The organism is Bradyrhizobium sp. CCGUVB23, from assembly GCF_024199885.1.
Lineage (GTDB): Bacteria > Pseudomonadota > Alphaproteobacteria > Rhizobiales > Xanthobacteraceae > Bradyrhizobium.
Genome location: NZ_JANADQ010000001.1, coordinates 7,118,665 through 7,142,211 on the forward strand (window position 1 = coordinate 7,118,665; position 23,547 = coordinate 7,142,211).

The window sequence follows — 23,547 nt, forward strand, 5'->3', positions numbered from 1 at the left end:
CCCGGAACGACTTTTTCAAACAACAGGAAGCTCGACATGAACGCGAAGCCCGGCTTCACCGATTACATCGTCAAGGACATTTCGTTGGCCGATTTCGGCCGCAAGGAGATCTCGCTCGCCGAGACCGAGATGCCCGGCCTGATGGCCACCCGTGAAGAGTTTGGCCCGAAGCAGCCGCTGAAGGGCGCGCGCATCGCCGGCTCGTTGCACATGACGATCCAGACCGCGGTGCTAATCGAGACGCTCGCAGCCCTCGGTGCCGACATCCGCTGGGTCTCCTGCAACATCTACTCGACGCAGGATCACGCGGCCGCCGCGATCGCCGCGGCCGGCATTCCCGTCTTCGCCGTGAAGGGCGAGACGCTGACCGAATACTGGGACTACACCGCAAAGCTGTTCGACTGGCATGGCGGCGGTACGCCGAACATGATCCTCGATGACGGCGGCGACGCGACCATGCTGGTGCATGCCGGCGTCCGCGCCGAGAAGGGCGACACCGCCTTCCTCGATAAGCCTGCTTCCGAGGAAGAGGAAATCTTCTACGCCTTGATCAAGCGCCTCCTGAAGGAGAAGCCCAAGGGTTACTTCGGCGAGATCGCCAAGAACATCAAGGGCGTCTCGGAAGAGACTACCACGGGCGTGCATCGCCTCTACGAGATGGCCAACAAGGGCACGCTGCTGTTCCCCGCCATCAACGTCAACGACAGCGTCACCAAGTCGAAGTTCGACAACCTCTATGGTTGCCGTGAATCGCTGGTCGACGGCATTCGCCGGGGCACCGACGTGATGATGTCGGGCAAGCTCGCGATGGTCGCGGGCTTCGGCGACGTCGGCAAGGGTTCGGCGGCGTCGCTGCGCCAGGCCGGCTGCCGCGTCATGGTGTCGGAGGTCGACCCGATCTGCGCGCTGCAGGCGATGATGGAAGGCTATGAGGTCGTGACGATGGAAGACGCCGCGCCGCGCGCCGATATCTTCGTCACCGCCACCGGCAACAAGGACATCATCACCATCGAGCACATGCGCGCGATGAAGGATCGCGCCATCGTGTGCAACATCGGCCATTTCGACAACGAGATCCAGATCGCGGCTCTGCGCAATCTGAAGTGGACCAACATCAAGCCGCAGGTCGACGAGATCGAATTCCCCGACAAGCATCGCATCATCATGCTGTCGGAAGGCCGCCTCGTGAACCTCGGCAATGCGATGGGCCATCCGTCCTTCGTGATGTCGGCGTCGTTCACCAACCAGACGCTGGCGCAGATCGAGCTCTGGGCCAACAACAAGAACGGCAAGTACGAGAAGAAGGTCTACGTGCTGCCGAAGTCGCTCGACGAGAAGGTCGCCCGCCTGCACCTCGCCAAGCTCGGCGCCAAGCTGACCGAGTTGCGCAAGGACCAGGCCGACTATATCGGCGTCAAGCAGGAAGGTCCGTACAAGTCGGACCACTATCGGTACTGATATCCACTCGTCTCAAACGTGCAAAAGCCCCGGAGCAATCCGGGGCTTTTTGTTTTGCAGGCCGGAAACTACGGGGTTCTCCTCCCGGTTGTATCGGGGGCCGATTAGCGATTGACGCACGGCGGTGATGGTCGGACAATCCTCAGCGGCGGAGGAAACCATGCAACAAGAACATTTCGACGTCCTCATCGTCGGCGCCGGCCTGTCCGGCATTGGCGCGGGCTATCATCTCAAGACGAAATGCCCGGGCAAGAGCTACGTCATCCTCGAGGGGCGCGACTGCATCGGCGGCACCTGGGATCTGTTCCGCTATCCCGGCATCCGCTCCGACAGCGACATGTTCACGCTCGGCTATTCCTTCAAGCCGTGGACCGATCCCAAGGCGATCGCCGACGGGCCGCAAATTCTCAACTACGTGCGCGAGACGGCATCCGAGAACGGCATCGACAAGAAGATCCGCTTCGGCCATCGCGTCAAGCGCGCGTCGTGGTCAACGCCTGATGCGCGCTGGACCGTCGAGGCCGAACGAACGACAGGCGAGGGCGCAGCCGAGATCGTACGCTTCACCTGCAATTTCCTGTTCATGTGCTCCGGCTACTACAAATACGAGGAAGGCTATACGCCGGAGTTCCAGGGTGCCGCGGATTTTCAAGGCCGCATCGTGCATCCGCAGAAGTGGACCGAGGACATCGACTACGCGGGAAGACGCGTCGTGGTGATCGGATCGGGCGCCACTGCCGTGACGCTGGTGCCGGAGCTTGCGAAGAAGGCCTCAGAGGTCGTCATGCTGCAGCGCTCGCCGACCTATGTCGTGTCGCGTCCTGCGCAGGATCCACTCGCCAACAAGCTGCGCCGCAACCTGCCGGCGACGCTCGCCTATCATATGATCCGCTGGCGCAACGTGATGTGGGGCATGTTCTTCTTCCAGCTCAGCCGGCGCCGGCCCGCCAAGGTGAAGGATCTGATCCTGAAGGGCGTGCAGATGGCGCTGGGGCCGGACTACGACGTCGCGACGCATTTCACCCCGCGCTACAATCCATGGGATCAGCGGCTGTGCCTGGTGCCCGACGGCGACCTCTTCACGGCGATCCGCGAGAAGCGTGCCTCCGTCGTCACCAACGAGATCGACACCTTCACGAAAGACGGAATTCGCCTCAAGGACGGCAGCGAGCTTGCCGCCGACATCATCGTCACCGCGACAGGGCTCGTGCTTCAGGTTGTCGGCGGGCTCGAGATCAGTGTCGACGGCCGCGTGGTCGATTTTGCCAAAACGCTGACCTACAAGGGCATGATGTACGCCGACGTGCCGAACATGGCTTCCGCCTTCGGCTACACCAACGCGTCGTGGACGTTGAAATGCGATCTCACCTGCGAATATGTCTGCCGGCTCATCAACTACATGGACCGGCACAATTTCCGCCAGTGCGTGCCGCACAATGACGATGCGACGGTCACCGCTCAGCCCTCGCTCGATTTCACCTCGGGCTATGTGCAGCGCTCGATCGCAAAGATGCCGAAGCAGGGCTCCAAGCGGCCGTGGCGGCTGCATCAGAACTATGCGCTGGACATTGTCTCGCTGCGCTTCGGCAAGATCGACGACGGCGTGATGCAGTATTCGTAACGACCGCCCACGCCGTTCCAGATCAGCCTGGTGGCGTCGCGCGACGGCGCCTGAATTCGAGGACAGGCAGACCGCCCCAGCCCCAATTGGCGGTATCGACCTCGTCGATCACGACAAAGGTCGAATCCAGCGGCTTGCCGAGGACATCGAGCAGCAATTGGCTCGAGCCCTTGATCAGCGCGACTTTCTCCTCCGCGGTGAGCGACGCCGCGCCCGGCGTCGTTCCCTCGCGGGTCACTTGAATGGTGACGATTGGCATGGTGAACCCTCCTGTCGGCTCAATGGCCGGCGCTCTGGCCGCCGTCGACATGCAGGATCTCGCCCGTCACGAAGCCCGCCCGCTCGAGATAGAGCACCGCGTCGACGATGTCGGCCATCTCGCCCATGTGGCCGATGGGGTGCAGCGTGCCGTACTGGGCATGCGTTTCGACCGGATGCATCGGCGACTTGATGATGCCGGGCGAAACCGCGTTCACGCGAATGCCGCGCTTGGCATATTCGATTGCCAGCGACTTCGTCGCGGCCGCTAGCCCGCCCTTGCTTAGCGATGCCAGCACTGATGGCACGTTCGAATTGGCCTGATCGACCAGGCTGGTCGTGATCTGGACGACGTGGCCCGAGCCCTGCTTTTCCATCTCGGCGATAGCGAGCTGCGTGATGCGGAAGAAGCCCGCGACGTTGATCCCCATGACCGTCGCATAGTCCTCGGCCGTGTACTGCGTGAACGGCTTGGCGACGAAGATGCCGGCATTGTTGACCAGCGTGTCGACACGGCCGAACCGGGCGACGGCCTGAGACACTACGCGCTCGGCGGTGCTGGGGTCGGCGATGTCGCCGGCGACAGCAAGGATGCCATCATCGGCGGAAGGTTTGATGGAGCGCGCCGTTGCGACGACCCGATAATTGCGGTCGCGGTAGGCTTGGACGAGGGCGGCGCCGATGCCCTGCGATGCACCGGTGATGATAGCGACTTTCTGCTCGATACCCATGTTGGGCTCCTGTTACTGATTTATGGGAGTGATCCTGTGCCGGTCGCCTGCGACTGGCTTGCCCGCTGAGGTACGCCGCGGCGGCTTGGTTGCGAATACGCGCTGTCCGGCAGACACTCTTTCGCGGCGCGATCGAATGGCGGGCCAGCGGTTGCGGCGGTTGTCGTGTCGCGCGTGAGCGCCTAGCTTGCGGTCGGACTTTGCTGGGGCGACGGAAAGCGCATGGATCGTCTCGACGCGATGAACGTGTTCGTCCTTGCGGTGGACGAGGGCAGCCTTGCGGCTGCTGGCCGCAAACTCGGCCGCTCGCCGGCCGCGGTGAGCCGCGCCATCGCCTTCCTGGAGGAGCGGGTCGGCACTGAGCTCCTGCACCGCACGACGCGGTCGATCAAGCTCAGCGAGGAGGGCGAGCGTTACGTGGCGATCTGCCGCCGCGTGCTGACCGAGCTGGAGGAGGCCGACGATATCGCGGCGGGGCCGCGTGCCGCGCCGCGCGGCACGCTTGCGATCACCGCGCCTGTGGTCTCGGGCGAGATGGTGCTGCGACCGATCCTCGACACGTTCCTGGATGCCTACCCGACGGTGTCGGCGAAACTGTTGCTGTTCGACCGAGCGGTCAATTTGATCGAGGAGGGCATCGACGTGGCGCTCCGGATCGGTCCTCTCTCGGACTCCGCGATGGTCGCGATGAAGCTCGGCGACGTACGCCGTGTCGTGGTGGCTGCTCCGCGATATCTCAACCAGCATCCGCGCATCACCGAGCCCGGCGATCTCGCCAAGCATCAGATCGTCGCCATGGCCCACCTGCCGAATTCGTGGACGTTTGCGCCGCAGCCCGGTTCCGTGGTGCCGCGAACCGTTCAGTTCACGCCGCGGCTCGTGATCAACAGCACCTATGCCGCGGTCGCTTCCGCCGTCGCCGGCCGCGGCCTCGCGCGGATGTATTCCTATCAAGTCGCCGAGCAGGTGCAGCGCGGCGAGCTGGACATCGTGCTATCCGGGGACGAGGATCCCGAAATGCCCGTGCACCTGATTTCGCCGCAGGGCCGGCTCTCGGTCCCGAAGGTGCGGGCCTTCACGGATTTTGCCGTGCCGCGGTTGAAGAAGCAGTTCGCGGTCCTGAAGAAGGCGATCGGTCCTCGCTGAATTGTGACTCGTTCGCCGCGCGAAAGAGTGCTTATCGCAGACCAGCGATTTGCCGCCCGCTTGCGGCCTACATCTGCGGTGAAACAGCGGCGCCGACGGCGGCATTGCGCGCCATGCAAATGCACGAGATGAAGATGTCAAAAGAGATAAACAACGATCGCCGTCGTTTCCTCACCACCGCCGCGATCGGCGTCGCCGCACCATTCGTTCTCGGCAGTGCTGCCGCCGCGCAGTCCGGCAAGGCGAGCCCCTCGACTGCGCCCGCAATCAAGCCGGGTACCAACACGTCCTTCGCGGCGATCAAGCAGATCAATGCCGGCTTCCTCAACGTGGGATATGCCGAGGCCGGTCCGGCGGATGGATCCGTGGTGATCCTGCTGCACGGCTGGCCCTATGACATCCATAGTTTCGTCGATGTCGCGCCTGTGCTGGCGAAGGCGGGTTATCGAGTCATCGTTCCGCATCTGCGCGGCTATGGCACGACGCGCTTCCTGTCGGGCGAGACGATGCGCAACGGCGAACCTGCGGCGCTCGCTGCCGATCTCGTCGCTCTGATGGATGCGCTCAACATCAAGCAGGCGACGCTCGCCGGCTATGATTGGGGCGCGCGAACCGCCAACATCGTCGCGGCGCTTTGGCGAGAGCGCGTCAAGGCGATGGTCTCGGTGAGCGGTTATCTGATTTCCAGCCAGGCGGCAGGGAAAATGCCGCTGCCGCCGAGCGCCGAGCTGCAATGGTGGTATCAGTTCTATTTCGCCACCGAGCGCGGCCGCGAGGGCTACGCCAAGAACACGCACGACTTTGCCAAGCTGATCTGGAAGCTCGCCTCGCCCAAATGGCATTTCGATGATGCCACCTACGACCGCAGCGCGGTCTCGCTCGACAATCCCGATCATGTCGACATCGCGATCCACAACTATCGCTGGCGGCTTGGGTTGGCCGAGGGCGAAGCAAAGTATGCCGAGCTCGAGCAGAAGCTGGCGGGCCTGCCGGTGATCACCGTGCCGACCATCACCATGGAGGGCGATGCCAATGGGGCTCCGCATCCGGACCCTTCCGCCTACGCGAAGATGTTCTCGGGCAAATACGAGCACCGGACGATCACCGGCGGCATCGGGCACAATCTGCCGCAGGAAGCCCCGCAGGCCTTTGCCCAGGCCGTCCTCGATATCGCCGCGAGCTGACGGCGCGGGCTGCGCCATGCGTTGTTTTGCGTATTCGAGGCCGCGGATGAATCGGCCATGCTGCCCAAACGGTTAACGCCGGATTAACCGGCGGGTCCTAGGCTCTCTCGGCCGGGGTGCTCGCTAATTTAAGGGTAGCCCAATGGAAGCCCAGAAGATCGCGGTCGACGCTGTCGTCGCGCTGACCGATTGTGACCGCGACGCCGTCGCCACCTTCATCCGCCAACTCTATCTCGCGGGCGTCAGGGACCCCAAGCGCCTGACCTTCAAGGGGCTGCAGGCGCTCGCGCGGGTCTGATCGGCATCCCCTGCTGTTTCAACTGTCTGGGTCGAGAGCGACGGAACCAGTCTGCGGCGCCTTGCCGCTGGCACCGGGCCGGGCTACACGAGCACGGCTGGGTCGCTTGGGGATCGGGGAAATGTTGAAACAGCTCTTTGCGCCGCAACTTGTCATCCTCTATGTGCTTGCGGCATCAACGATTTACGTCCACTTTCGAGGCAAGCAGCGGCTGCGCTTTGCCCGCCAGCTCGGCGATCATTCGACCTATCTCGCACCCTATAATGTACTGATGTATGCCGGCTCGGCCGTGCCGAACAAGCCGGTGATCTCGGTCGACCAGTTTCCCGAGTTGAAGCCGCTCAGCGAGAACTGGGAGACGATCCGCGACGAGGCGGTGCGCCTGTTCGACGAAGGCTTCATCCGCGCCGCGGCCAAGAACAACGACTGGGGCTTCTATTCGTTCTTCAAGAGCGGCTGGAAGCGCTTTTACCTGAAATGGTACGACGACTTCCTGCCCTCGGCGCGCACGCTGTGCCCGAAGACGGTGGAGCTGCTCAATTCGATTCCATCCGTGCATGGCGCGATGTTCGCGATGCTGCCGCCGGGCGGCAAGCTGGGCGCGCACCGCGATCCCTTTGCCGGATCGCTGCGCTATCACCTCGGGCTGGTCACGCCGAACTCGAACAAGTGCCGGATTCTCGTCGACGGCGTCGAATGCGTCTGGCGTGACGGCGAAGCCTTCATGTTCGACGAGACCTTCATCCACAGCGCCGAGAACGCGACCGACGTCAACCGCATCATCCTGTTCTGCGACGTCGAGCGCCCGATGAAGTTCGGCTTCATGACTGCGATGAATCGCTGGGTCAGCCATCACATCGTCAAGGCGTCGGCGACCCAGAACGTCGACGGCGAGAGCGTCGGCGTGCTCAACAAGGTGTTCGGCAAGCTCTACGAAGTCCATCTTGCGAGCCGCAAGGTCAAGGAATGGAATCGCAACGTCTACTACACGCTGAAATATTCGCTGACGGCGCTGATCCTCGGCCTCATCGTAATGTCGGCGCTGCGGTGATCGTGGCGTCCGTGCTGAATCGGGAATAGGCAATGGCCCCGTTGCCGATCGCCGACGCCGAGACAGAGCAATTCTTCCGCCAGTGGCTGGAAACCTTCGCGGGCTATGTCCGCGAGGTCGACTACGCCTCCGCGAGGCCGCTCTTCCATCCGGACGTGCTTGCCTTCGGCACGCATAACGACGTCATCCCTGGTCTCGATCAATGGGTCGCGACGCAATGGGACAACGTCTGGCCAAAGACGACCGACTTTCGCTTCGTCCTCGAGCAAACCTCGATCCTGGCGTCCTCCGATGGCACGATGGCGACCGTGATCGCGCCGTGGACGAGCACGGGCTATCATCCCGACGGCAGCTCGTTTCCGCGTCCCGGCCGCGCGACGATGGTGTTTTCGGGGAATGCCGATGGTTGGCTGTGCGTGCACTCCCACATGTCACTCAATCGCGGCGTCCCGCAGGTAAGCCATGCCAATCGACCGGTGAAGGCCTGGTAGATCGAATTCTCGGGCGAGTACCTCCTGCCGCTCGAAATCATCGGTTTGGTGCTGCAACTCAAGATCAGTTTGAGGACCAGAGAACCGCTGCAGGGCGTTCAACAATTGCCGCCGATCATTCCGGCGGACTGATCCCGACTTTGCACCTCCCGAATTAACCTCTCCTGTCATCGCATTAACCTTTGCCTGTATGCCGAAGCCCGCAGCGGGGTGCGGAGCCAAGAAGATGTCGTTTGTTTTTCAAAAGCTTATCGCGATCCCGTGGTTCTACGGAGGGTTTCGTTAATGATTAATTTGGAACCCTTAAAGTATGCCGTAGGGCGGCGCGAACGCGGCGCTTTTTGATTGGCCCGTTCGTCGCAGTGACGACGGTGAAACCAATTACGAGGGTCCATGTCCTTCCTTGCCCGATTCCGTGTCCTGACCAAGATTCTTGCCATGATCGCGGTGATGGCCGTCATCGCCTGCACCACGAGCTGGCTGGGCATTCGTGCGCTCAGCTCGCTCAACGAGGGCGCCGACAACATGAACAGGGCCGCCAAGCGCGCACTGGTTGCTGCCCGCGCCGCTCAAAACGTGCTCACCCTCAGCCGTTCCGAATTCCGCGCCGCGCTGGATCCGCGCGCGGAGAACCGGACCGAGGTGCGCAAGATCGTCGATCAGCAAAGCAGCGCGTTTCAGGAGCGGCTCGACGAACTCGGCAAGACCCGCGATGAGCAAGCCAGGGCCTTGCTTCCTGCAGTCAGGGAATCCTGGGCTGCTTATCACAGGAGCATGCAGGATACGCTTCGCCTCGCCGACGAGGCGAAGGATGCGAAGTTGAACGAGCAAACCGAGCGGATGCGCGATGCGGCCATGCGCGGTCGGGCCGACGCGGAAAAGCTGCAAACCAGCATCCGGGCGGTCGCCGATCGCTTGACGGATCGTGTGGAAGCGTTCGCCAAGGCCGCGTCCAATGAATATGAGGCGACCTCACGCCTGCTGATGATCGTCGCCGGAATCGGCATCGCGTTTGGCCTGTCCATCGGCTTCATGGTCGGCCAGTTCGGCATCGCCAAGCCGATGCGCGCTCTGGTCGGCATGCTGCAGCGCCTTGCGAAGGGCGAGGAGATCGAGATCACCGGCACCGAGCGCAAGGACGAGATCGGCGAGACCGCGGAAGCCGTCAATGGAATCAAGGTGATGCTTGCGCAAAAGGCGCGCGTGGAAGCCGAGGCCAAGGTCAAGCAGGACCAGGTAGCTGCGCAGCAGCGCAAGGCCGATATGATCAAGCTGGCGGATTCCTTCGAAAGTGCCGTTGGCGAGATCGTTGAAACTGTGTCCTCTGCCTCGACAGAACTCGAAGCGTCCGCCAACACGTTGACTTCGGCGGCGGGCCGGGCTCAGGAGCTCACCACCGTGGTCGCGGCAGCATCCGAGGAAGCCTCCACCAACGTGCAGTCCGTCGCCTCCGCCACCGAAGAGCTGAGCTCGTCGGTCAACGAGATCAGCCGCCAGGTCCAGGAGTCGGCGCGGATGGCCCGCGAGGCGGTCGGCCAGGCTGGCAAGACCAACGACCGCGTCAGCGAACTATCGAAGGCGGCGGCCCGCATCGGCGACGTCGTGGAGCTCATCAACACCATCGCGGGACAGACCAATCTCCTGGCTCTCAACGCGACCATTGAAGCGGCGCGCGCCGGTGAGGCCGGTCGCGGTTTCGCCGTCGTCGCCTCCGAGGTGAAGGCGCTGGCCGAGCAGACCGCGAAGGCGACCGGCGAGATCGGTCAGCAAATTACCGGCATCCAGGCGGCCACCCACGAATCGGTCGGCGCAATCAAGGACATCAGCGACACCATCGGAAAATTGTCGGAGATATCGGCCACCATCGCCTCGGCGGTGGAAGAGCAGGGGGCGGCAACCCAGGAAATTTCCCGCAACGTGCAACAGGCGGCACAGGGAACCCAGCAGGTCTCCTCCAACATCGTCGACGTTCAGCGCGGCGCCAGTGAAACCGGCTCGGCTTCGTCACAGGTGCTGTCCGCGGCGCAATCGCTGTCGAGCGACAGCAACCGTCTCAAGCTTGAAGTCGCCAGATTCCTCAGCACGGTGCGTGCGGCCTGACGCGGAGGCGGCAGCCCGCAGATCGGCCTGTACGCCGGCGCGCGACGCAAACAAGAAGGCCCCGGACGCGTCCGGGGCCTTCGTTGCTTTTCTGACCGATCGGGCTGCTATTCCGGCTGGCCGATCGACACCTTCAGCGTGCCGACGCCGTCGACGCCGCATTCGAGCTTGTCGCCGGGCTGGAGCTGCGACACGCCAGCGGGTGTACCGGTCAGGATGATATCGCCGGCGGCGAGCTTCACCTGCTGCGAGAGCTGCCAGATGATCTCCGGCACATTCCAGATCAGCTCGGTGAGGTCGCCCTTTTGCGCTTCCTTGCCGTTCACGGTGAGCCAGATCTTGCCCATCGACGGATGGCCGATCTTCGAAGCTGGCTGCACCGCGGAGCAGGGCGCCGAACCGTCGAACGACTTGCCGATCTCCCAGGGCCGCTCCTTCTTGCGCGAGGCGATCTGGAGGTCGCGGCGGGTCAGGTCGATGCCGACCGCATAACCGTAGACATGGTCGAGCGCCTTCTCCGCGGGAATGTTGAGGCCGCCGCTCTTCATCGCGACGATCAGCTCGACCTCGTGATGCAGATCCTTGGTGAGCGGCGGATAGGGGATGGTGGCGCCATCGGGCACCAGCATGTCGGCATGCTTGGCGAAGAAGAACGGCGGGGCGCGCTCGTCATTGCCCATCTCGCGGATGTGCTCGAGATAGTTGCGGCCGACGCACCAGATGCGGCGCACCGGATAACGGCCGGTCTCGCCGACGACGGGAAGCGAAGCCTGAGGCGGAAGCGGGATGACGTAGGAGGCGGCGTTCATGAAGCGGTCTCGCTGCTCTTGGGGTAAGAATGATCCTAGGCGGTTGCACTGACAGGTGCCAGCGGCAGGGGGCCGGCGTCGTGGTGCTGCAGGCGGAAGAACGAGGCGTAGCGGCCGGAACGGCGCAGCAGTTCGTCGTGCCGTCCGCGCTCGACGATCTCGCCGCCCTCGATCACCAGGATGGCGTCCGCGTGCATGATGGTGTGCAGGCGATGCGCGATCACGATGGTGGTGCGGTTCCGGCAGAGATGCTCGATCGCCTCCTGCACTTGCTTCTCGGACTCGGAGTCGAGCGCCGCAGTGGCTTCGTCGAGTAGGATGATTGGAGCGTTCTTGAGCAGCGCACGGGCGACGGCGATGCGCTGGCGCTGGCCACCGGAAAGCTGCGTGCCGTGCTCGCCGACCGGCGTATCGTAGCCGAGCGGGAAGCTCATGATGAAATCGTGGGCGCAGGCCGCCTTGGCGGCATCGATGATCTCGTCTTCCGTCGCGTCTCGCCTGCCGAAGGCGATGTTGTTGCGGATCGTGTCGCGGAACAAATAGACGTCCTGGCCGACATAGGCGGTCTGCGCGCGCAGCGACTTGCGCGACACCGACGTGATCGACTGGCCGTCGATCAGGATGTCGCCCTGCGTCACCTCGTAGAAGCGCAGCAGCAGCGCCAGCACGGTCGACTTGCCGCCGCCGGAGGGGCCTACCAGTGCGGTGACCTTGCCGGGCTCGGCAGTGAAGCTCATGCGGTTGAGCACGGTCTCGCCAGCGCGGTAGGCGAAGCTGACATCGTTGAGCTCGATCCGCGCATCAGACAGTTTCAGCGCCGGCTTGTCGTCATCGTTTTGCTCGCTCGCCGGGCTGTCGATGACCTCGAGCAGCATGCGCGCGCCGACGAGCTGGCTGTTGAGGTCGATGTTGAGCCGCGCCAGCCGCTTGGCCGGCTCGGTCGCCATCAGGAAGGCGGTCATGAAGGAGAAGAACTGGCCGGGCGTGGCGCCGAGCGCGACCACGCTGTAGCCGCCATAGAGCAGACAGCCGGCGACCGCGAAGCCGCCCAGCATCTCCATCAGCGGATTGGAGCGGTTGGCGACGCGCGCCATCTTGTTGGCGTTGCGCTCGACGACACTGATGTTCTCGTCGATGCGGCTTTGCATCGCATCTTCAAGCGTAAACGCCTTGACCGTGCGGATGCCTTGCAGCGATTCCTGCATCGTCTCCAGAATGTCGGCGGTGCCGGTGAACTGGTTGTAGGCGAGGCCCTTGATGCGCTTGACCAGCCTGCGCAGCACCAGCATCGCTGGGGGCACCGCGACGAGGCCGATGAACGACATCAGCGGGTCCTGCCACACCATCACGCCGATCATGGCGAGCAGCATCAACAGGTCGCGCCCGACGGCATTGACCAGCATATTGAGAACGTCGGTGATGGATTTGGCGCCGGCGGTCAGGCGCGCCAGGAATTCCGAGGAGTGCCGCTCGGAGAAGAAGCCGATGCTTTCGCGCATCAGCTTGGCGAAGAGCTGCCGCTGGTTGGTGGCGAGGATGGCGTTGCTGATCTTGGTCAGGATCACCATGTGGCCGTAGGTCGCCACGCCCTTGATGAACAGGAGGACGACCGTGACGCCAGACAGCATCGCGATGCCGGGAACGTTCTTGTCGACATAGGCCTGGTTGATGACTTGGCCGAGAACGTAGGTCGCAGCCGCCGTTGCGCCGGCTGCAACCGCCATCAACGCGAAAGCGACGAGGTAGCGCCGCCAGTAGGTGATCCCCTGTTCCGTGACGAGGCGGCGAATCAGGATCGCTGCCGCATAGGGATCGTCGGTGATTTTCTTTGGAAACTGGGCCATCCGTAGTCCATTGACGGCTGGGGGCGAACCTGCCCGCGCGTCAGGGATCGAATGGCCTCTGTGCCCGCTCAGACCGGGTTTTTCAAGCCCAATTAAGGACTTGCAAACCTAACGATTCTAGGCCGAGACCGCCTGGCGGAGCTCGCCATGGCGCTCGCGGAACAGCTGTTCCTCCCAGGCCAGCGCATGGGCCGCAATCGTCTCGAGGTTCTCGTATTGCGGCTGCCAGTCCAGCACGCTGCGGATGCGGCTGGTGTCGGCCACCATGGTCATGATGTCGCCGGGCCGGCGCGGCGCGTACTGGACCGCAAAGCTGCGCCCCGACACGCGGCGCACGGCATCGATGGTCTCGAGCACGGAGTAACCGCGGCCATAGCCGCAGTTCAGCGTCGTCGAGGCGCCGCCGCGGCGCAAGTAAGCAAGCGCCGAGCGATGCGCCTGCGACAGATCGGTGACGTGGATGAAGTCGCGGATGCAGCTTCCGTCCGGTGTCGGATAGTCGGTGCCGAACACGTCGATCTTGGCGCGCTGGCCGGTTGCGGCCTCGACCGCGATCTTGAGCAGATGGGTGGCGCCGACGGTAGCAAGCCCGATGCGCGCCTGCGGATCGGCGCCGGCCACGTTGAAGTAGCGCAGGGTCACATATTGCATGCCGTAGGCCGAGGCGACGTCGTGCAGCATGATCTCCGTCATCAGCTTCGACGAGCCATAGGGCGAGAGCGGCCGCGTCGGCGCGTGCTCGGGCACCGGCACCTGATCGGGATTGCCGTAGACGGCGGCGGTCGACGAGAAGATGAAGCGGTTGATGCCGCGCTTGACTGCGACGTTCAGCAGGTTGCGCGCGGTCATGAAGTTGTTGCGGTAGTAGCCGAGCGGATCGCGCATCGACTCCGGCACCACGACCGAGCCTGCGAAATGGATGATGCTTTCGATGTTGTGCTGGGCGATCACGCCTTCGACAAGGTTTTCGTCGCCGGCATCGCCGATGAACAGTGGCACGCCTTCCGGCAAATAAGCGGAAAAGCCGGTGGAGAGATCGTCGATCACGACCACGTCCTCGCCGGCCTCCGCCAGCGCCAGAACCGTGTGACTTCCGATATAGCCGGCACCGCCGGTGACAAGCACAGTCATGATCTCACCCGTCTTCCGATCATCCGGTGATGCTAACGTTTGCGTGGTGAAGAGGGGGTATCGGCGCGGCTGAACTGGTCACTATGCTTAATGTTGCGTATAGGAGCCTCACGAAACGGAGCGTGACGTGGCCAATTTCCCGGGCGATCTCGAACTGATCGTGCCAAATCTGCACAGACGCTATTCCGGCGTGACTGCGACCAACCGGATGGTCGCGCCGCGCCTGGCAAAGCTGTTTCGTGCCGCCTGGTTCGGGTCCGATGCGCCGGAGGGAGTTGCGCGGCTCGACGTTGCCGGTTTCCTGAAACTATGGCGCCGGCGGACGCCGTTGATCTTGCACGCGCGCCGCAACAACGAGATGATCGCGGGTGTATTGCTGCGCGCGCTCGGCTGGCCGTTGAAGCTGGTGTTCACGTCGGCTGCGCAGAGGCATCATAGCTGGATCACGCGCTGGCTGATCCGGAAGATGGATGCGATCATCGCAACGTCAGACATCTCGGCATCGTTCCTGAAAGTGAAGGCGACCGTCATTCCGCATGGCGTCGACACCGACGTCTATGCGCCGCCTGCGGATCGTGCCGCAGCGTTTGCCGAAAGCGGCTTGCCGGGCCGCTACGCGATCGGCTGTTTCGGCCGCGTGCGCGCGCAGAAGGGCAGCGATGTCTTCGTCGACGCGATGTGCCGCCTGTTGCCGCGCTATCCGGACTTCACCGCCGTCATCGTCGGCGCGATCACGCCGGAGCAGATGCCGTTCGCGAACGATCTGAAGAAGCGGATCGAGGCCGCCGGCCTGCAAGCGCGCATCGTCATCACCGGTGAACTGCCGATCGAACAGGTGCAGCGCTGGTACCAGCGGCTGACGATCTACGCCTTCACCTCGCGCAATGAGGGCTTTGGCCTGACGCTGATCGAGGCGATGGCGGCAGGCAGCGCGCTCGTCGCCTCACGTGCCGGCGCGGCCGAGCTCGTGGTCGAGGATGGCGTCACCGGCGTCTTGATCCGGCCGGGCGATGCGGACGCGCTGGTCGCCGCGCTCGAGCCCTTGATGCGCGATCCCGCCGCTGCGCTCGCCATGGGCGCGCGCGGGCGGGCACGGGTGCTCGCGAAGTTCAGCCTTGATGCCGAGGCGGCGCGGATCGGGGAGGTCTACCGTCCGCTGCTCTGAACCGGCGCTTTTAGGGCCCCGAACAAAAATGACGAAAACAACCCCATGCAAAGTAGCCGAGGACGGCTGGGGTTCTATTTCGTTTTTTACGAAATCGCTTGGGCGCGTCGGGCAAATCGCCTGTAAACAGGCATCATCCAGAAATGATCGAGCCCGCGCCGTGTCACCGGCCGCCGGCTTTGTTGTTACTTCGACGTCCTTGACAGATTGTTCATGTTTTGTTCTTATCCTGGCATCCGTGAGTGGAGATGGCCATGGACAACCGCATCAACGAAATCCGACGACTTATCAGGGCGCTACGCGTGAGCATGCTTGAGGCTGAGGCCATCATGCGTGACCAGATCAACCGGGAGGAGAGCTGCGCCTTCGTGGCGCAGGAGATCATGAAGATGCGCTCGGTCATGAGCCTGCTGGTCGAGGAGCGAACAATGCTCGGAGATACCGATCCCATCCTCGTCAACAGCTTCTTCCTTCCGCGTCGGCGGTCGGCAGTGAAGTCCGTTGCCTTGCCGGTTAAGCGCAAGCTGGCGCTGGCATCCTCTGAGAAGGCGCGGGTGCCCTCACCGGAACGCTAGATCAGCGCGCACCCGCTTCGAGTCCCCGGTTGCTTGGTCAGCGGCGCTTCGCCGACTTGGCTCGGCGATTGTATGGCGAGCGATTTGTGGGTCTCAATGAGATTCCCTCGCGGTGCGCCTTGCTGCGGATTGCAGTGGCGGGGCGCTGGAGCTTGATGCTCATCACGCCAGTTGGCGTGTTTCCCTTGGCCAACTGCCTGAGTTTCGACAGATCCTTATCGGACCACCGCTGGCGCGAACGGCGCTTGTAAGATGGGTTTGCCTTGCGCGGACCCTTCTTGCCGATCGGCGATCCGGGCCGTTTCCATGTTGCTCTTGCCATGAACTTCCTCCGTTAAGTGCTTTGTTGAACGAAGGAATCAGTAAAATTGTTCCGAGAGGAATGTTGTGCGGCGAGAGGCATTCGTCTCTTGCCTGTGCCGAGCCGGTGAACCGTGCTCCGCCGCATCTGCTTAGCCCTATTCCGTGATAAGACCCTCATGGTGAGGAGCGCGAAGCGCGTCGCCGAACGATGCTGCGCATCGCCAGGCGAACCTTGAAGACCCGCATGTCGCCCGCGGCCATTCTTCGAGACGCCCGCTCTCGCGGGCTCCTCAGGATGAGGGAGAGAGCCTCATGACGCAGCAGGTGGTTAGCTGCTCAAGTCGTGGCGCGCGCGTTTTCGCTGAGCACGCGCTCTGCGATCGCGACGACCTCGGAGGCCGCGATGTCGCGCATGCAACGATGGTCGTTCATCCGGCAGATCGTGCTCTGGCAGGGCTGGCAGGAGAGGATCGACTTGTTCTGCACGACGGTGGCGGCGAGGCCGTTGAGCGGTGCCCAGAGGTAGGGGCTGGTCGGGCCGAAGATGCCCATGGTCGGCGTGCCCAGGGCGGCTGCGATATGCATCAGCCCGGAATCGTTGGAGATGGCAACGCTGGCCGCCGCCATTGCCAGCACGCCGTTGCGCAAATCCGTCCCGGTCAGGTCGCGCACGCGTGGCCCACAGGCCGCGACGATCTCCTGGGCCATGGCCTTCTCGCCGGGGCCGCCGACCACCCAGACCTCGAGACCCTTTTCCACGAACTGGCGGGCAGCTTCCGGATAGTAGGTCCAGCGCTTGGAGGCGCCGACTGATCCCGGGCCCAATGCGACCGCGGTGACCCCGGTCAGGCCGTTCGCCTGGCGCCAGCGAGCGACGTCCTCGGCCGGGATGTGCAACTGCGGCACCGGCCATTCCGGTGGCAGCGGCGCGCCGTCGGGCTGGGCGAGCGAGGCGTTCTTGTCGATGAAGCGGGGCAGCCGCTTCTCGCCCCAGCGCCAGCGGTTGATCAGGCCGAACCGGAACTCCCCGACAAAGCCGACGCGCTCGGGGATGCCGGCCAGCGCCGGCGCGATGGCGGCCTTCCAGGTCCGGGGCAGCACGAGCGCGGTGCCATAGTTCCGCTCGCGCAGCAGCTTTGCGAGGCCGAACTGCCTGGTCACGGCGAGCCGGCTGCGCGGCAGGTCCCACACGATCCCCTGGCGGACGCCCGGCATGTAATCGACCAGCGGAGCGCAAAGCGGGGTGGTCAGGAGGTCGACCGGCCGATTCGGCCAGCGCTCCTTCAGGACCCGCACCACGGTGTGGTTCCGGACAAAATCGCCGATCCACATATAGGGGATGATCAGGATAGGGCGCGTATCCGCCGAATCCGTTAATCCACTAAATTGCGAATCTGTGTTCATTTGTAAATGGGGGCCGAAGCGATATTGACAGGGTCCGTTCGGTAGCCGCTCTGCACAGGCAGGTAAAGGCGGGACAGTTCCGATCCCAAAACCGCTGTCACTTTGGCGGATCATGCGCTACGGCAGGGCTTGCGGCGGGTTCTTGGGCAGTTTCTTGGGCGCTGAATTTGGCAAATCGGGCAGGGACGGTGGAATGTTGCTGGTGACCGGCGGGGCCGGTTTTATCGGGTCGAATGTCGTGGCGGCGCTCAATGATGCGGGCCGCAGCGACGTGGTGGTCTGCGACCTGCTCGGCCACGAGGGCAAATGGCGCAATCTCGCCAAGCGACAGCTTGCCGACATCGTGCCGCCGGCCGAGCTGATCGACTGGCTGAAGGGGCGCAAGCTCGATGCCGTGATTCACCTCGGGGCCATTTCCGAGACCACCGCGACCGACGGCGATCTCGTCGTCGAGACCAATTTCCGCCTCTCGCTGCGCCTGCTGGACTGGTGCACGGCGAACGGCGTGCCGTTCATCTACGCATCGTCGGCCGCCACCTATGGCGGCGGTGAAGAAGGCTTTGGCGACGACGCCTCGCTCGCCGCGCTGAAGACGTTGCGGCCGATGAATCTCTACGGCTGGAGCAAGCATCTGTTCGACCTCGCTGTTGCCGAGCGCGTCGCGCGTGCCGACAAGCTGCCGCCGCAATGGGCGGGGCTCAAATTCTTCAACGTGTTCGGCCCGAACGAGTATCACAAGGGCGCAATGATGAGCGTGCTGGCGAAGCGCTTCGACGACATCAAGGCTGGCCACGTCGTGCAATTGTTCAAGTCGCATCGCGAGGGCATCGCCGACGGCGACCAGCGGCGTGATTTCATCTATGTCGAGGACGTCGTGCGGGTCATCTTGTGGCTGCTGGCGACGCCGTCGGTCTCCGGGCTGTTCAACGTCGGAACCGGCAGGGCGCGCAGCTTCAAGGATCTGATCCTCGCGGCCTACGCCGCGCTCGGCACTAAGCCCAACATCGACTATGTCGACATGCCCGAGGCGATCCGCGGCAGCTACCAGTATTTCACCCAGAGCGAGGTCGATCGCCTGTACCGCGCCGGCTATAACGGCGGCTTCACGGCGCTCGAAGATGCGGTGGCGGCCTATGTCAGGGGCTACCTTGATCGCTCCGACCGTTTCCGCTGAGGCGCTGAGGACCATGCACACGCCCGTCTTCGATTTCGATACGCTCGCGCAGGCCATCGCTGGCCGCACCGTGCTCTGCATCGGCGACCTCATGCTCGACGAGTTCGTCTATGGCGAGGTCTCGCGGATTTCGCCGGAGGCGCCTGCGCCCGTGATCGCCGCGCAGCGCAGCGAGATCCATATCGGCGGTGCCGGCAACGTCGCGCGCAACATAGCGTCCCTCGGCGCGCGCTGCATCTTCGTCGCGCTGGTCGGCGAGGACGATGCGGGGGCGCGGCTCCGGGGTGCGCTGGCGGAGATCGCCGGCATCGAAAGCGTGCTTGTCAGCGACCCCTCGCGCCCTACCACGCGAAAGGTGCGCTTCGTCTCCGAGCACTTTTCCACGCATATGCTGCGCGCCGACTGGGAGCAGGCGGCGCCGGCCTCCACCGAAATCGAGCTGAAGCTGATCGAGACGATCCTGCCGCAGATCCCGCGCGCCGACATCGTGCTGCTCTCCGACTATGCCAAGGGCGTGCTGACCGCGCGCGTGATCCGCAACGTGATCGATGCCGCGCGAAAGCTCGGCAAGCGCGTGATCGTCGACCCCAAGAGCCCCAACTGGGCGATCTATCGCGGCGCCAGCCTGCTCACGCCCAACCGCAAGGAATTTGCCGAGGCGACCCGCAGCCGCGCCGATACCGTCGATGGTATCGCCGAGGCGGCGCAGGACGTGATGCGGCTTGCCGATTGCGAGGCGATCCTGGTGACGCAAAGCGAGCACGGCATGACGCTGTTGCCGCGCGAGGGCGACGTCGTCCACGTTCCGGCCTATCCGGTGAAGGTGCGCGACGTCTCGGGCGCCGGCGACACGGTCTCTGCGGCGCTTGCCGCGACGCTCGCGACTGGCGCCGATTGGGACACTTCGCTGCGCATGGCCAGCGCCGCCGCTGCGGTCGCGGTTGGCAAGCAGGGCACTGCGAGTGTGAGCGCGGCCGAGCTGCGGCGAAAAATCCTGCCGCATGCCTATCTCGCCGCCGAGGAGAAGATCGTGCTCGCGCCCGGCGCGCTTGCCGCGCAGCTTGCGGACTGGCGCAAGCAGGGCCTGCGCGTCGGCTTCACCAATGGCTGCTTCGACATCCTGCATCCCGGTCACGTCAAGGTGCTGACCGCGGCGCGCGCCGCCTGTGATCGCCTTGTCGTCGGCCTGAATAGCGACGCCTCGGTGCGCCGGCTGAAGGGCGAGGACCGGCCGGTGCAGGACGAGCGCGCACGGGCCGAGGTGCTGGCGGCGCTCGAAGCCGTCGACCTCGTCGTCATCTTCGAGGAGGACACGCCGATCAATCTGATTTCCGACATCAAACCAAGCGTGCTGGTGAAGGGCGGCGACTACACCCGCGAGCAGGTGGTCGGTTATGACGTCGTCGAAGCCGCTGGCGGAACGGTAGTGCTGGTCGACATCCTCAGGGGATTTAGCACGACCGCACTCGTCAACCGTGCGCGGGGAGGGATGACGTGACGGCGCTGGCGCGGGAAACTACCGGCGCGATGATGCTCCGCCGCTTGCGCAGCCCCGCCGCATGGGCCGAGAGCGTGGACCTATTCGCGGTCCTGACCGCGGCCTCGCTGCCATGGTCGACGTCGCTGGCCGCGATCTTCAATGCCCTCATGCTCGTCTGCATGGTCCCGTTTCTCGACGTCAGGGATTTCCTGCAATCCTTGAAGCGGCCGATCTGTGCGGCGCCGATCGCGCTGTTCCTGCTCGCGCTCGTGGGAACGCTGTGGTCGGATGCGGCGTGGGGCGCGCGGCTCTATGCCGTGAACCCGACCGTCAAGCTGCTCGTGCTCCCGGTCCTGCTCTATCATTTCGAACGCTCCTCGCGCGGACGGTGGGTGTTCGTTGCCTTCCTGGTCTCCTGCGCGCTGTTGTCGGTGATGTCCTGGCTGGTCGCCTTCAATCCCGCACTCTCGATCAAGCCCGGAGACGTCGAGCGCGGCATCTTCGTCAAGAACTACATCGACCAGAGCCAAGAATTCACGCTGTGCGCGGTCGCGCTCGCCTATCCGGTCGTGATGCTGCTGCGTGAGAAGCGATACGCGCTCGCCGCCGTGCTCACGGCGCTCGCGCTGAGCTTCTTCGCGAACATGGCCTTCGTGATCGTCTCGCGCACCGCGCTCGTCACGGTGCCGATCATGCTCGCGGTGTTCGCGCTGCTTCACTTGCGGTGGCGCAGCATCCTGATCATCTCTGCCGGTCTGCTCGCCTGCGCGCTGCTTGCCTGGCAAATCTCGCCGCAATTGCGCAAGACGACCGACACCTTTTCCCGCGACTATCGGCTCTACACGCAGGAGAAGGTTCCAACCTCTATTGGCGAGCGCCTCGAGTATTGGCAGAAGTCAATTCAGTTCTTTGTACAGGCTCCATTCGTCGGGCACGGTACGGGCTCCACTAAAGGGCTGTTTGACAAGGTCGCCAAGAGCGCCGAATGGGTTCAAGGCGTCAGGGTCTTTCCGAATCCGCATAACCAGACACTGAACGTCGCCGTGCAGTGGGGCGTCATCGGCATCGTCGTTCTCTACGCGATCTGGCTCCAGCATCTCCTCTTGTTTCGCGGCGACGGACTTGCCAACTGGGTCGGCCTCCTCGTCGTGGTGCAGAACATCTTCACGTCGCTCTTCAACTCCCATCTGTTCGACTTCCACGAGGGCTGGATGTACGTCATCGGCGTCGGCGTTGCCGGCGGCATGGTGATCCGCGCGCGACAAGCCGAGCCGAAGGTGGGGGAAGCCGGTTCCTGAGCCGCCGCGCGGCTGGCAAGTCTTGTGCTGGCAAGTCTTGTGCTGGCATGTCTTGCGGAGATGGGCTATCAGCGCGGTCAGGTTGCATCTAACTGGATATTCATCGGTCGGCGGATGACGCGTCTTTCGCATCTTAACTCGCGCAATTTCCTGATCGCGCTCCACGACCTGCTCGCGACCGCGGCGGCGCTGTTTGTCGCGTTCTACCTGCGCTTCGAGGGCGGCGAGCTGTTTTTCGTCCGCCTGCCGCTGCTGCTGAAGATCCTGCCCTGGTTCCTCGCCTTCAGCGTGGTCGTGTTCTTCGTCTTCAACCTGACCACGACGAAATGGCGCTTCATCTCGCTGCCCGATGCGCTGAACATCATCCGCGTCGCGACCGTGCTCACCGTCGCACTGCTCGTGCTCGACTACGTCTTCCTCGCGCCCAACGTCCACGGCACCTTCTTTCTCGGCAAGGTGACCATCATCCTCTACTGGTTCCTGGAGATCTCCTTCCTCAGCGCGCTGCGGTTTGCCTATCGCTATTTCCGCTACACCCGCGTGCGGCGCCACGCCCGGATCGAGGATGCCTCGCCGACGCTGCTGATCGGGCGCGCGGCGGATGCCGAGGTGCTGTTGCGCGGCATCGAGAGCGGGGCGATCACGCGGGTCTGGCCGGTCGGCGTGCTGTCGCCGTCGCGCGCCGATCTCGGACAGCTCATCCGCAACGTGCCGGTGCTCGGCGGCATCGACGACTTCGAGGACGTGATCGGCGATTTCGCCAAGCGCAACAAGCCGATTGCGCGGGTGGTGATGACGCCGTCCGCCTTCGAGCCGGAGTCGCATCCCGAATCGGTGCTGATGCGGGCGCGCCGTCAGGGCCTGATCGTCAGCCGTCTGCCGTCGCTCGAGAGTGGCGATACGCCGCGGCTTACCGCGGTTGCGGTCGAGGATCTCCTGCTGCGGCCGAGCGAGAAGATCGACTATGCGCGCCTGGAAACCCTGATCAGGGGCAAGTCCGTCATCGTCACCGGTGGCGGCGGCTCGATCGGTTCCGAAATCTGCGAGCGTGTCGTCGCATTCGGGGCCGCGCGCCTCCTGATCCTCGAACATTCCGAGCCCGCGCTCTACGCCGTCACCGAAGCGCTCGCCGCGCAAGGCGCCGTTGCGACGATCGAAGGCCGGATCGCCGACATCCGCGACCGCGAACGCGTCATTCGCCTGATGGCCGAGTTCAAGCCGGACATCGTGTTCCATGCCGCCGCGCTCAAGCACGTGCCGATCCTGGAACGCGACTGGAGCGAAGGGGTCAAGACCAACATCTTCGGCTCGATCAACGTGGCGGACGCAGCACTTGCCTCCGGCGCCGAGGCCATGGTGATGATCTCGACCGACAAGGCGATCGAGCCGGTCTCGATGCTCGGCCTGACCAAGCGCTTTGCGGAAATGTACTGCCAGGCGCTCGATCACGATCTGGGCCTGCAGGGCGCAGACAAGTCGCCGATGCGGCTGATCTCGGTCCGCTTCGGCAACGTGCTCGCCTCGAACGGCTCGGTGGTGCCGAAATTCAAGGCCCAGATCGATGCCGGCGGACCGGTCACGGTCACTCATCCCGACATGGTCCGCTACTTCATGACCATCCGCGAGGCCTGCGACCTCGTGATCACGGCTGCGACCCACGCGCTCGGGGCCGAGCGCTCGAACGTCTCGGTCTACGTGCTCAACATGGGCCAGCCGGTCAAGATCGTCGATCTCGCCGAGCGCATGATTCGCCTGTCCGGCCTGCAGCCCGGCTACGACATCGAGATCGTGTTCAGCGGCATGCGGCCCGGCGAACGGTTGAACGAGATCCTGTTCGCGACCGAGGAGCCGAAGGTCGAGATCGGCATTGCCGGCATCATGGCGGCGCGGCCCAACGAGCCGCCGATGCTGACCTTGCGCAAATGGATCTCCGCGCTGGAGCAGGCGATCGCGCGCGACGATCGCGCCACCATCAGGACCATCCTGAAGGACGCGGTTCCGGAATTCGGGTCGACTGCGGCCTGAC

The 23,547-nt window shown here is 63.9% G+C and carries 20 protein-coding genes; 14 read left to right on the top strand and 6 right to left on the bottom strand.

Annotated elements, in window-relative coordinates; translation table 11 throughout:
- The first annotated feature begins 36 nt into the window (after positions 1-36).
- Positions 37-1,458 (top strand): adenosylhomocysteinase, encoded by a 1,422-nt coding sequence (gene ahcY, locus NLN62_RS32940; RefSeq protein ID WP_027528572.1) that lies wholly within the window; start codon positions 37-39, stop codon positions 1,456-1,458.
- A 160-nt stretch (positions 1,459-1,618) separates the two neighbouring features.
- Positions 1,619-3,079: an NAD(P)/FAD-dependent oxidoreductase gene (locus NLN62_RS32945; protein ID WP_254111570.1), complete on the top strand. Its 1,461-nt coding sequence runs from the start codon at positions 1,619-1,621 to the stop codon at positions 3,077-3,079.
- Between the two features lie 22 nt (positions 3,080-3,101).
- On the opposite strand, the gene NLN62_RS32950 is transcribed toward NLN62_RS32945, so the two are convergent.
- Positions 3,102-3,338 (bottom strand): 4-oxalocrotonate tautomerase family protein, encoded by a 237-nt coding sequence (locus NLN62_RS32950; RefSeq protein WP_254111572.1) that lies wholly within the window; start codon positions 3,336-3,338, stop codon positions 3,102-3,104.
- Positions 3,339-3,357: 19 nt separating this feature from the next.
- A complete protein-coding gene (locus tag NLN62_RS32955; RefSeq protein WP_027528575.1) occupies positions 3,358-4,068 on the bottom strand; it encodes an SDR family NAD(P)-dependent oxidoreductase in 711 nt (236 codons plus the stop codon).
- 222 nt (positions 4,069-4,290) lie between these two features.
- Here NLN62_RS32955 and NLN62_RS32960 point away from each other — a divergent pair, with 222 nt between their 5' ends.
- The 6 genes from NLN62_RS32960 to NLN62_RS32985 all read left to right on the top strand — a co-directional run bounded on the left by NLN62_RS32960 (position 4,291) and on the right by NLN62_RS32985 (position 10,338).
- On the top strand, positions 4,291-5,214 hold the full coding sequence (locus NLN62_RS32960) for a LysR family transcriptional regulator (protein ID WP_254111574.1): 924 nt from the start codon (positions 4,291-4,293) through the stop codon (positions 5,212-5,214).
- A 134-nt stretch (positions 5,215-5,348) separates the two neighbouring features.
- Positions 5,349-6,398, top strand: a complete 1,050-nt coding sequence (locus tag NLN62_RS32965; protein ID WP_254111576.1) for an alpha/beta fold hydrolase — start codon at positions 5,349-5,351, stop codon at positions 6,396-6,398.
- Positions 6,399-6,540: 142 nt separating this feature from the next.
- On the top strand, positions 6,541-6,696 hold the full coding sequence (locus NLN62_RS32970) for a hypothetical protein (protein ID WP_254111577.1): 156 nt from the start codon (positions 6,541-6,543) through the stop codon (positions 6,694-6,696).
- 121 nt (positions 6,697-6,817) lie between these two features.
- Positions 6,818-7,747: an aspartyl/asparaginyl beta-hydroxylase domain-containing protein gene (locus NLN62_RS32975; protein WP_027528578.1), complete on the top strand. Its 930-nt coding sequence runs from the start codon at positions 6,818-6,820 to the stop codon at positions 7,745-7,747.
- A 32-nt stretch (positions 7,748-7,779) separates the two neighbouring features.
- Positions 7,780-8,238, top strand: a complete 459-nt coding sequence (locus tag NLN62_RS32980; protein WP_027528579.1) for a nuclear transport factor 2 family protein — start codon at positions 7,780-7,782, stop codon at positions 8,236-8,238.
- 393 nt (positions 8,239-8,631) lie between these two features.
- Positions 8,632-10,338, top strand: coding sequence for a methyl-accepting chemotaxis protein (locus tag NLN62_RS32985; protein ID WP_254111578.1), 1,707 nt, complete (start codon positions 8,632-8,634; stop codon positions 10,336-10,338).
- 107 nt (positions 10,339-10,445) lie between these two features.
- Here NLN62_RS32985 and NLN62_RS32990 read toward each other — a convergent pair whose 3' ends face one another.
- The 3 genes from NLN62_RS32990 to galE form a co-directional block, all read right to left on the bottom strand.
- Positions 10,446-11,147, bottom strand: coding sequence for a fumarylacetoacetate hydrolase family protein (locus NLN62_RS32990; RefSeq protein ID WP_027528582.1), 702 nt, complete (start codon positions 11,145-11,147; stop codon positions 10,446-10,448).
- Positions 11,148-11,182: 35 nt separating this feature from the next.
- Positions 11,183-12,991, bottom strand: coding sequence for an ABC transporter ATP-binding protein (locus NLN62_RS32995; RefSeq protein WP_027528583.1), 1,809 nt, complete (start codon positions 12,989-12,991; stop codon positions 11,183-11,185).
- Positions 12,992-13,108: 117 nt separating this feature from the next.
- Positions 13,109-14,122, bottom strand: coding sequence for a UDP-glucose 4-epimerase GalE (gene galE, locus NLN62_RS33000; protein WP_027528584.1), 1,014 nt, complete (start codon positions 14,120-14,122; stop codon positions 13,109-13,111).
- 127 nt (positions 14,123-14,249) lie between these two features.
- On the opposite strand from galE, the gene NLN62_RS33005 reads away from it, so the two are divergent.
- Together NLN62_RS33005 and NLN62_RS33010 are read left to right on the top strand one after the other, a co-directional pair.
- Positions 14,250-15,287 (top strand): glycosyltransferase family 4 protein, encoded by a 1,038-nt coding sequence (locus NLN62_RS33005; RefSeq protein WP_254111579.1) that lies wholly within the window; start codon positions 14,250-14,252, stop codon positions 15,285-15,287.
- 254 nt (positions 15,288-15,541) lie between these two features.
- Positions 15,542-15,862, top strand: coding sequence for a hypothetical protein (locus NLN62_RS33010; RefSeq protein WP_027528586.1), 321 nt, complete (start codon positions 15,542-15,544; stop codon positions 15,860-15,862).
- Positions 15,863-16,501: 639 nt separating this feature from the next.
- Here NLN62_RS33010 and waaF read toward each other — a convergent pair.
- Positions 16,502-17,569 carry a lipopolysaccharide heptosyltransferase II gene (gene waaF / locus NLN62_RS33015; protein WP_254111580.1) on the bottom strand — a complete coding sequence of 356 codons (1,068 nt, stop codon included), beginning with the start codon at positions 17,567-17,569 and terminating at the stop codon, positions 16,502-16,504.
- A 193-nt stretch (positions 17,570-17,762) separates the two neighbouring features.
- Here waaF and rfaD point away from each other — a divergent pair, with 193 nt between their 5' ends.
- The 4 genes from rfaD to NLN62_RS33035 all read left to right on the top strand — a co-directional run bounded on the left by rfaD (position 17,763) and on the right by NLN62_RS33035 (position 23,546).
- Positions 17,763-18,743, top strand: a complete 981-nt coding sequence (rfaD, locus tag NLN62_RS33020) for an ADP-glyceromanno-heptose 6-epimerase (protein ID WP_254111581.1) — start codon at positions 17,763-17,765, stop codon at positions 18,741-18,743.
- 13 nt (positions 18,744-18,756) lie between these two features.
- On the top strand, positions 18,757-20,241 hold the full coding sequence (gene rfaE1, locus NLN62_RS33025) for a D-glycero-beta-D-manno-heptose-7-phosphate kinase (protein WP_254111582.1): 1,485 nt from the start codon (positions 18,757-18,759) through the stop codon (positions 20,239-20,241).
- Entirely contained in the window at positions 20,238-21,521 is a 1,284-nt protein-coding gene (locus tag NLN62_RS33030) for an O-antigen ligase (RefSeq protein WP_254111583.1), read from the top strand. The genes rfaE1 and NLN62_RS33030 overlap by 4 nt, the downstream gene beginning before the upstream one ends.
- A gap of 114 nt (positions 21,522-21,635) precedes the next feature.
- Positions 21,636-23,546, top strand: a complete 1,911-nt coding sequence (locus NLN62_RS33035; RefSeq protein ID WP_027528592.1) for a nucleoside-diphosphate sugar epimerase/dehydratase — start codon at positions 21,636-21,638, stop codon at positions 23,544-23,546.
- The last annotated feature ends 1 nt before the right edge of the window (position 23,547 follow it).

Coding starts and splice junctions, on each gene's coding strand:
- NLN62_RS33010 (WP_027528586.1), top strand. CDS start 15,542: ATGGACAACCGCATCAACGAAATCCGACGACTTATCAGGGCGCTACGC.
- NLN62_RS32960 (WP_254111574.1), top strand. CDS start 4,291: ATGGATCGTCTCGACGCGATGAACGTGTTCGTCCTTGCGGTGGACGAG.
- NLN62_RS32955 (WP_027528575.1), bottom strand. CDS start 4,068: ATGGGTATCGAGCAGAAAGTCGCTATCATCACCGGTGCATCGCAGGGC.
- rfaD (WP_254111581.1), top strand. CDS start 17,763: ATGTTGCTGGTGACCGGCGGGGCCGGTTTTATCGGGTCGAATGTCGTG.
- rfaE1 (WP_254111582.1), top strand. CDS start 18,757: ATGCACACGCCCGTCTTCGATTTCGATACGCTCGCGCAGGCCATCGCT.
- NLN62_RS32965 (WP_254111576.1), top strand. CDS start 5,349: ATGTCAAAAGAGATAAACAACGATCGCCGTCGTTTCCTCACCACCGCC.
- NLN62_RS32985 (WP_254111578.1), top strand. CDS start 8,632: ATGTCCTTCCTTGCCCGATTCCGTGTCCTGACCAAGATTCTTGCCATG.
- NLN62_RS32980 (WP_027528579.1), top strand. CDS start 7,780: ATGGCCCCGTTGCCGATCGCCGACGCCGAGACAGAGCAATTCTTCCGC.
- NLN62_RS33035 (WP_027528592.1), top strand. CDS start 21,636: ATGACGCGTCTTTCGCATCTTAACTCGCGCAATTTCCTGATCGCGCTC.
- galE (WP_027528584.1), bottom strand. CDS start 14,122: ATGACTGTGCTTGTCACCGGCGGTGCCGGCTATATCGGAAGTCACACG.
- NLN62_RS32990 (WP_027528582.1), bottom strand. CDS start 11,147: ATGAACGCCGCCTCCTACGTCATCCCGCTTCCGCCTCAGGCTTCGCTT.
- NLN62_RS32945 (WP_254111570.1), top strand. CDS start 1,619: ATGCAACAAGAACATTTCGACGTCCTCATCGTCGGCGCCGGCCTGTCC.
- NLN62_RS32995 (WP_027528583.1), bottom strand. CDS start 12,991: ATGGCCCAGTTTCCAAAGAAAATCACCGACGATCCCTATGCGGCAGCG.
- NLN62_RS32970 (WP_254111577.1), top strand. CDS start 6,541: ATGGAAGCCCAGAAGATCGCGGTCGACGCTGTCGTCGCGCTGACCGAT.
- ahcY (WP_027528572.1), top strand. CDS start 37: ATGAACGCGAAGCCCGGCTTCACCGATTACATCGTCAAGGACATTTCG.
- waaF (WP_254111580.1), bottom strand. CDS start 17,569: ATGAACACAGATTCGCAATTTAGTGGATTAACGGATTCGGCGGATACG.
- NLN62_RS32950 (WP_254111572.1), bottom strand. CDS start 3,338: ATGCCAATCGTCACCATTCAAGTGACCCGCGAGGGAACGACGCCGGGC.
- NLN62_RS32975 (WP_027528578.1), top strand. CDS start 6,818: ATGTTGAAACAGCTCTTTGCGCCGCAACTTGTCATCCTCTATGTGCTT.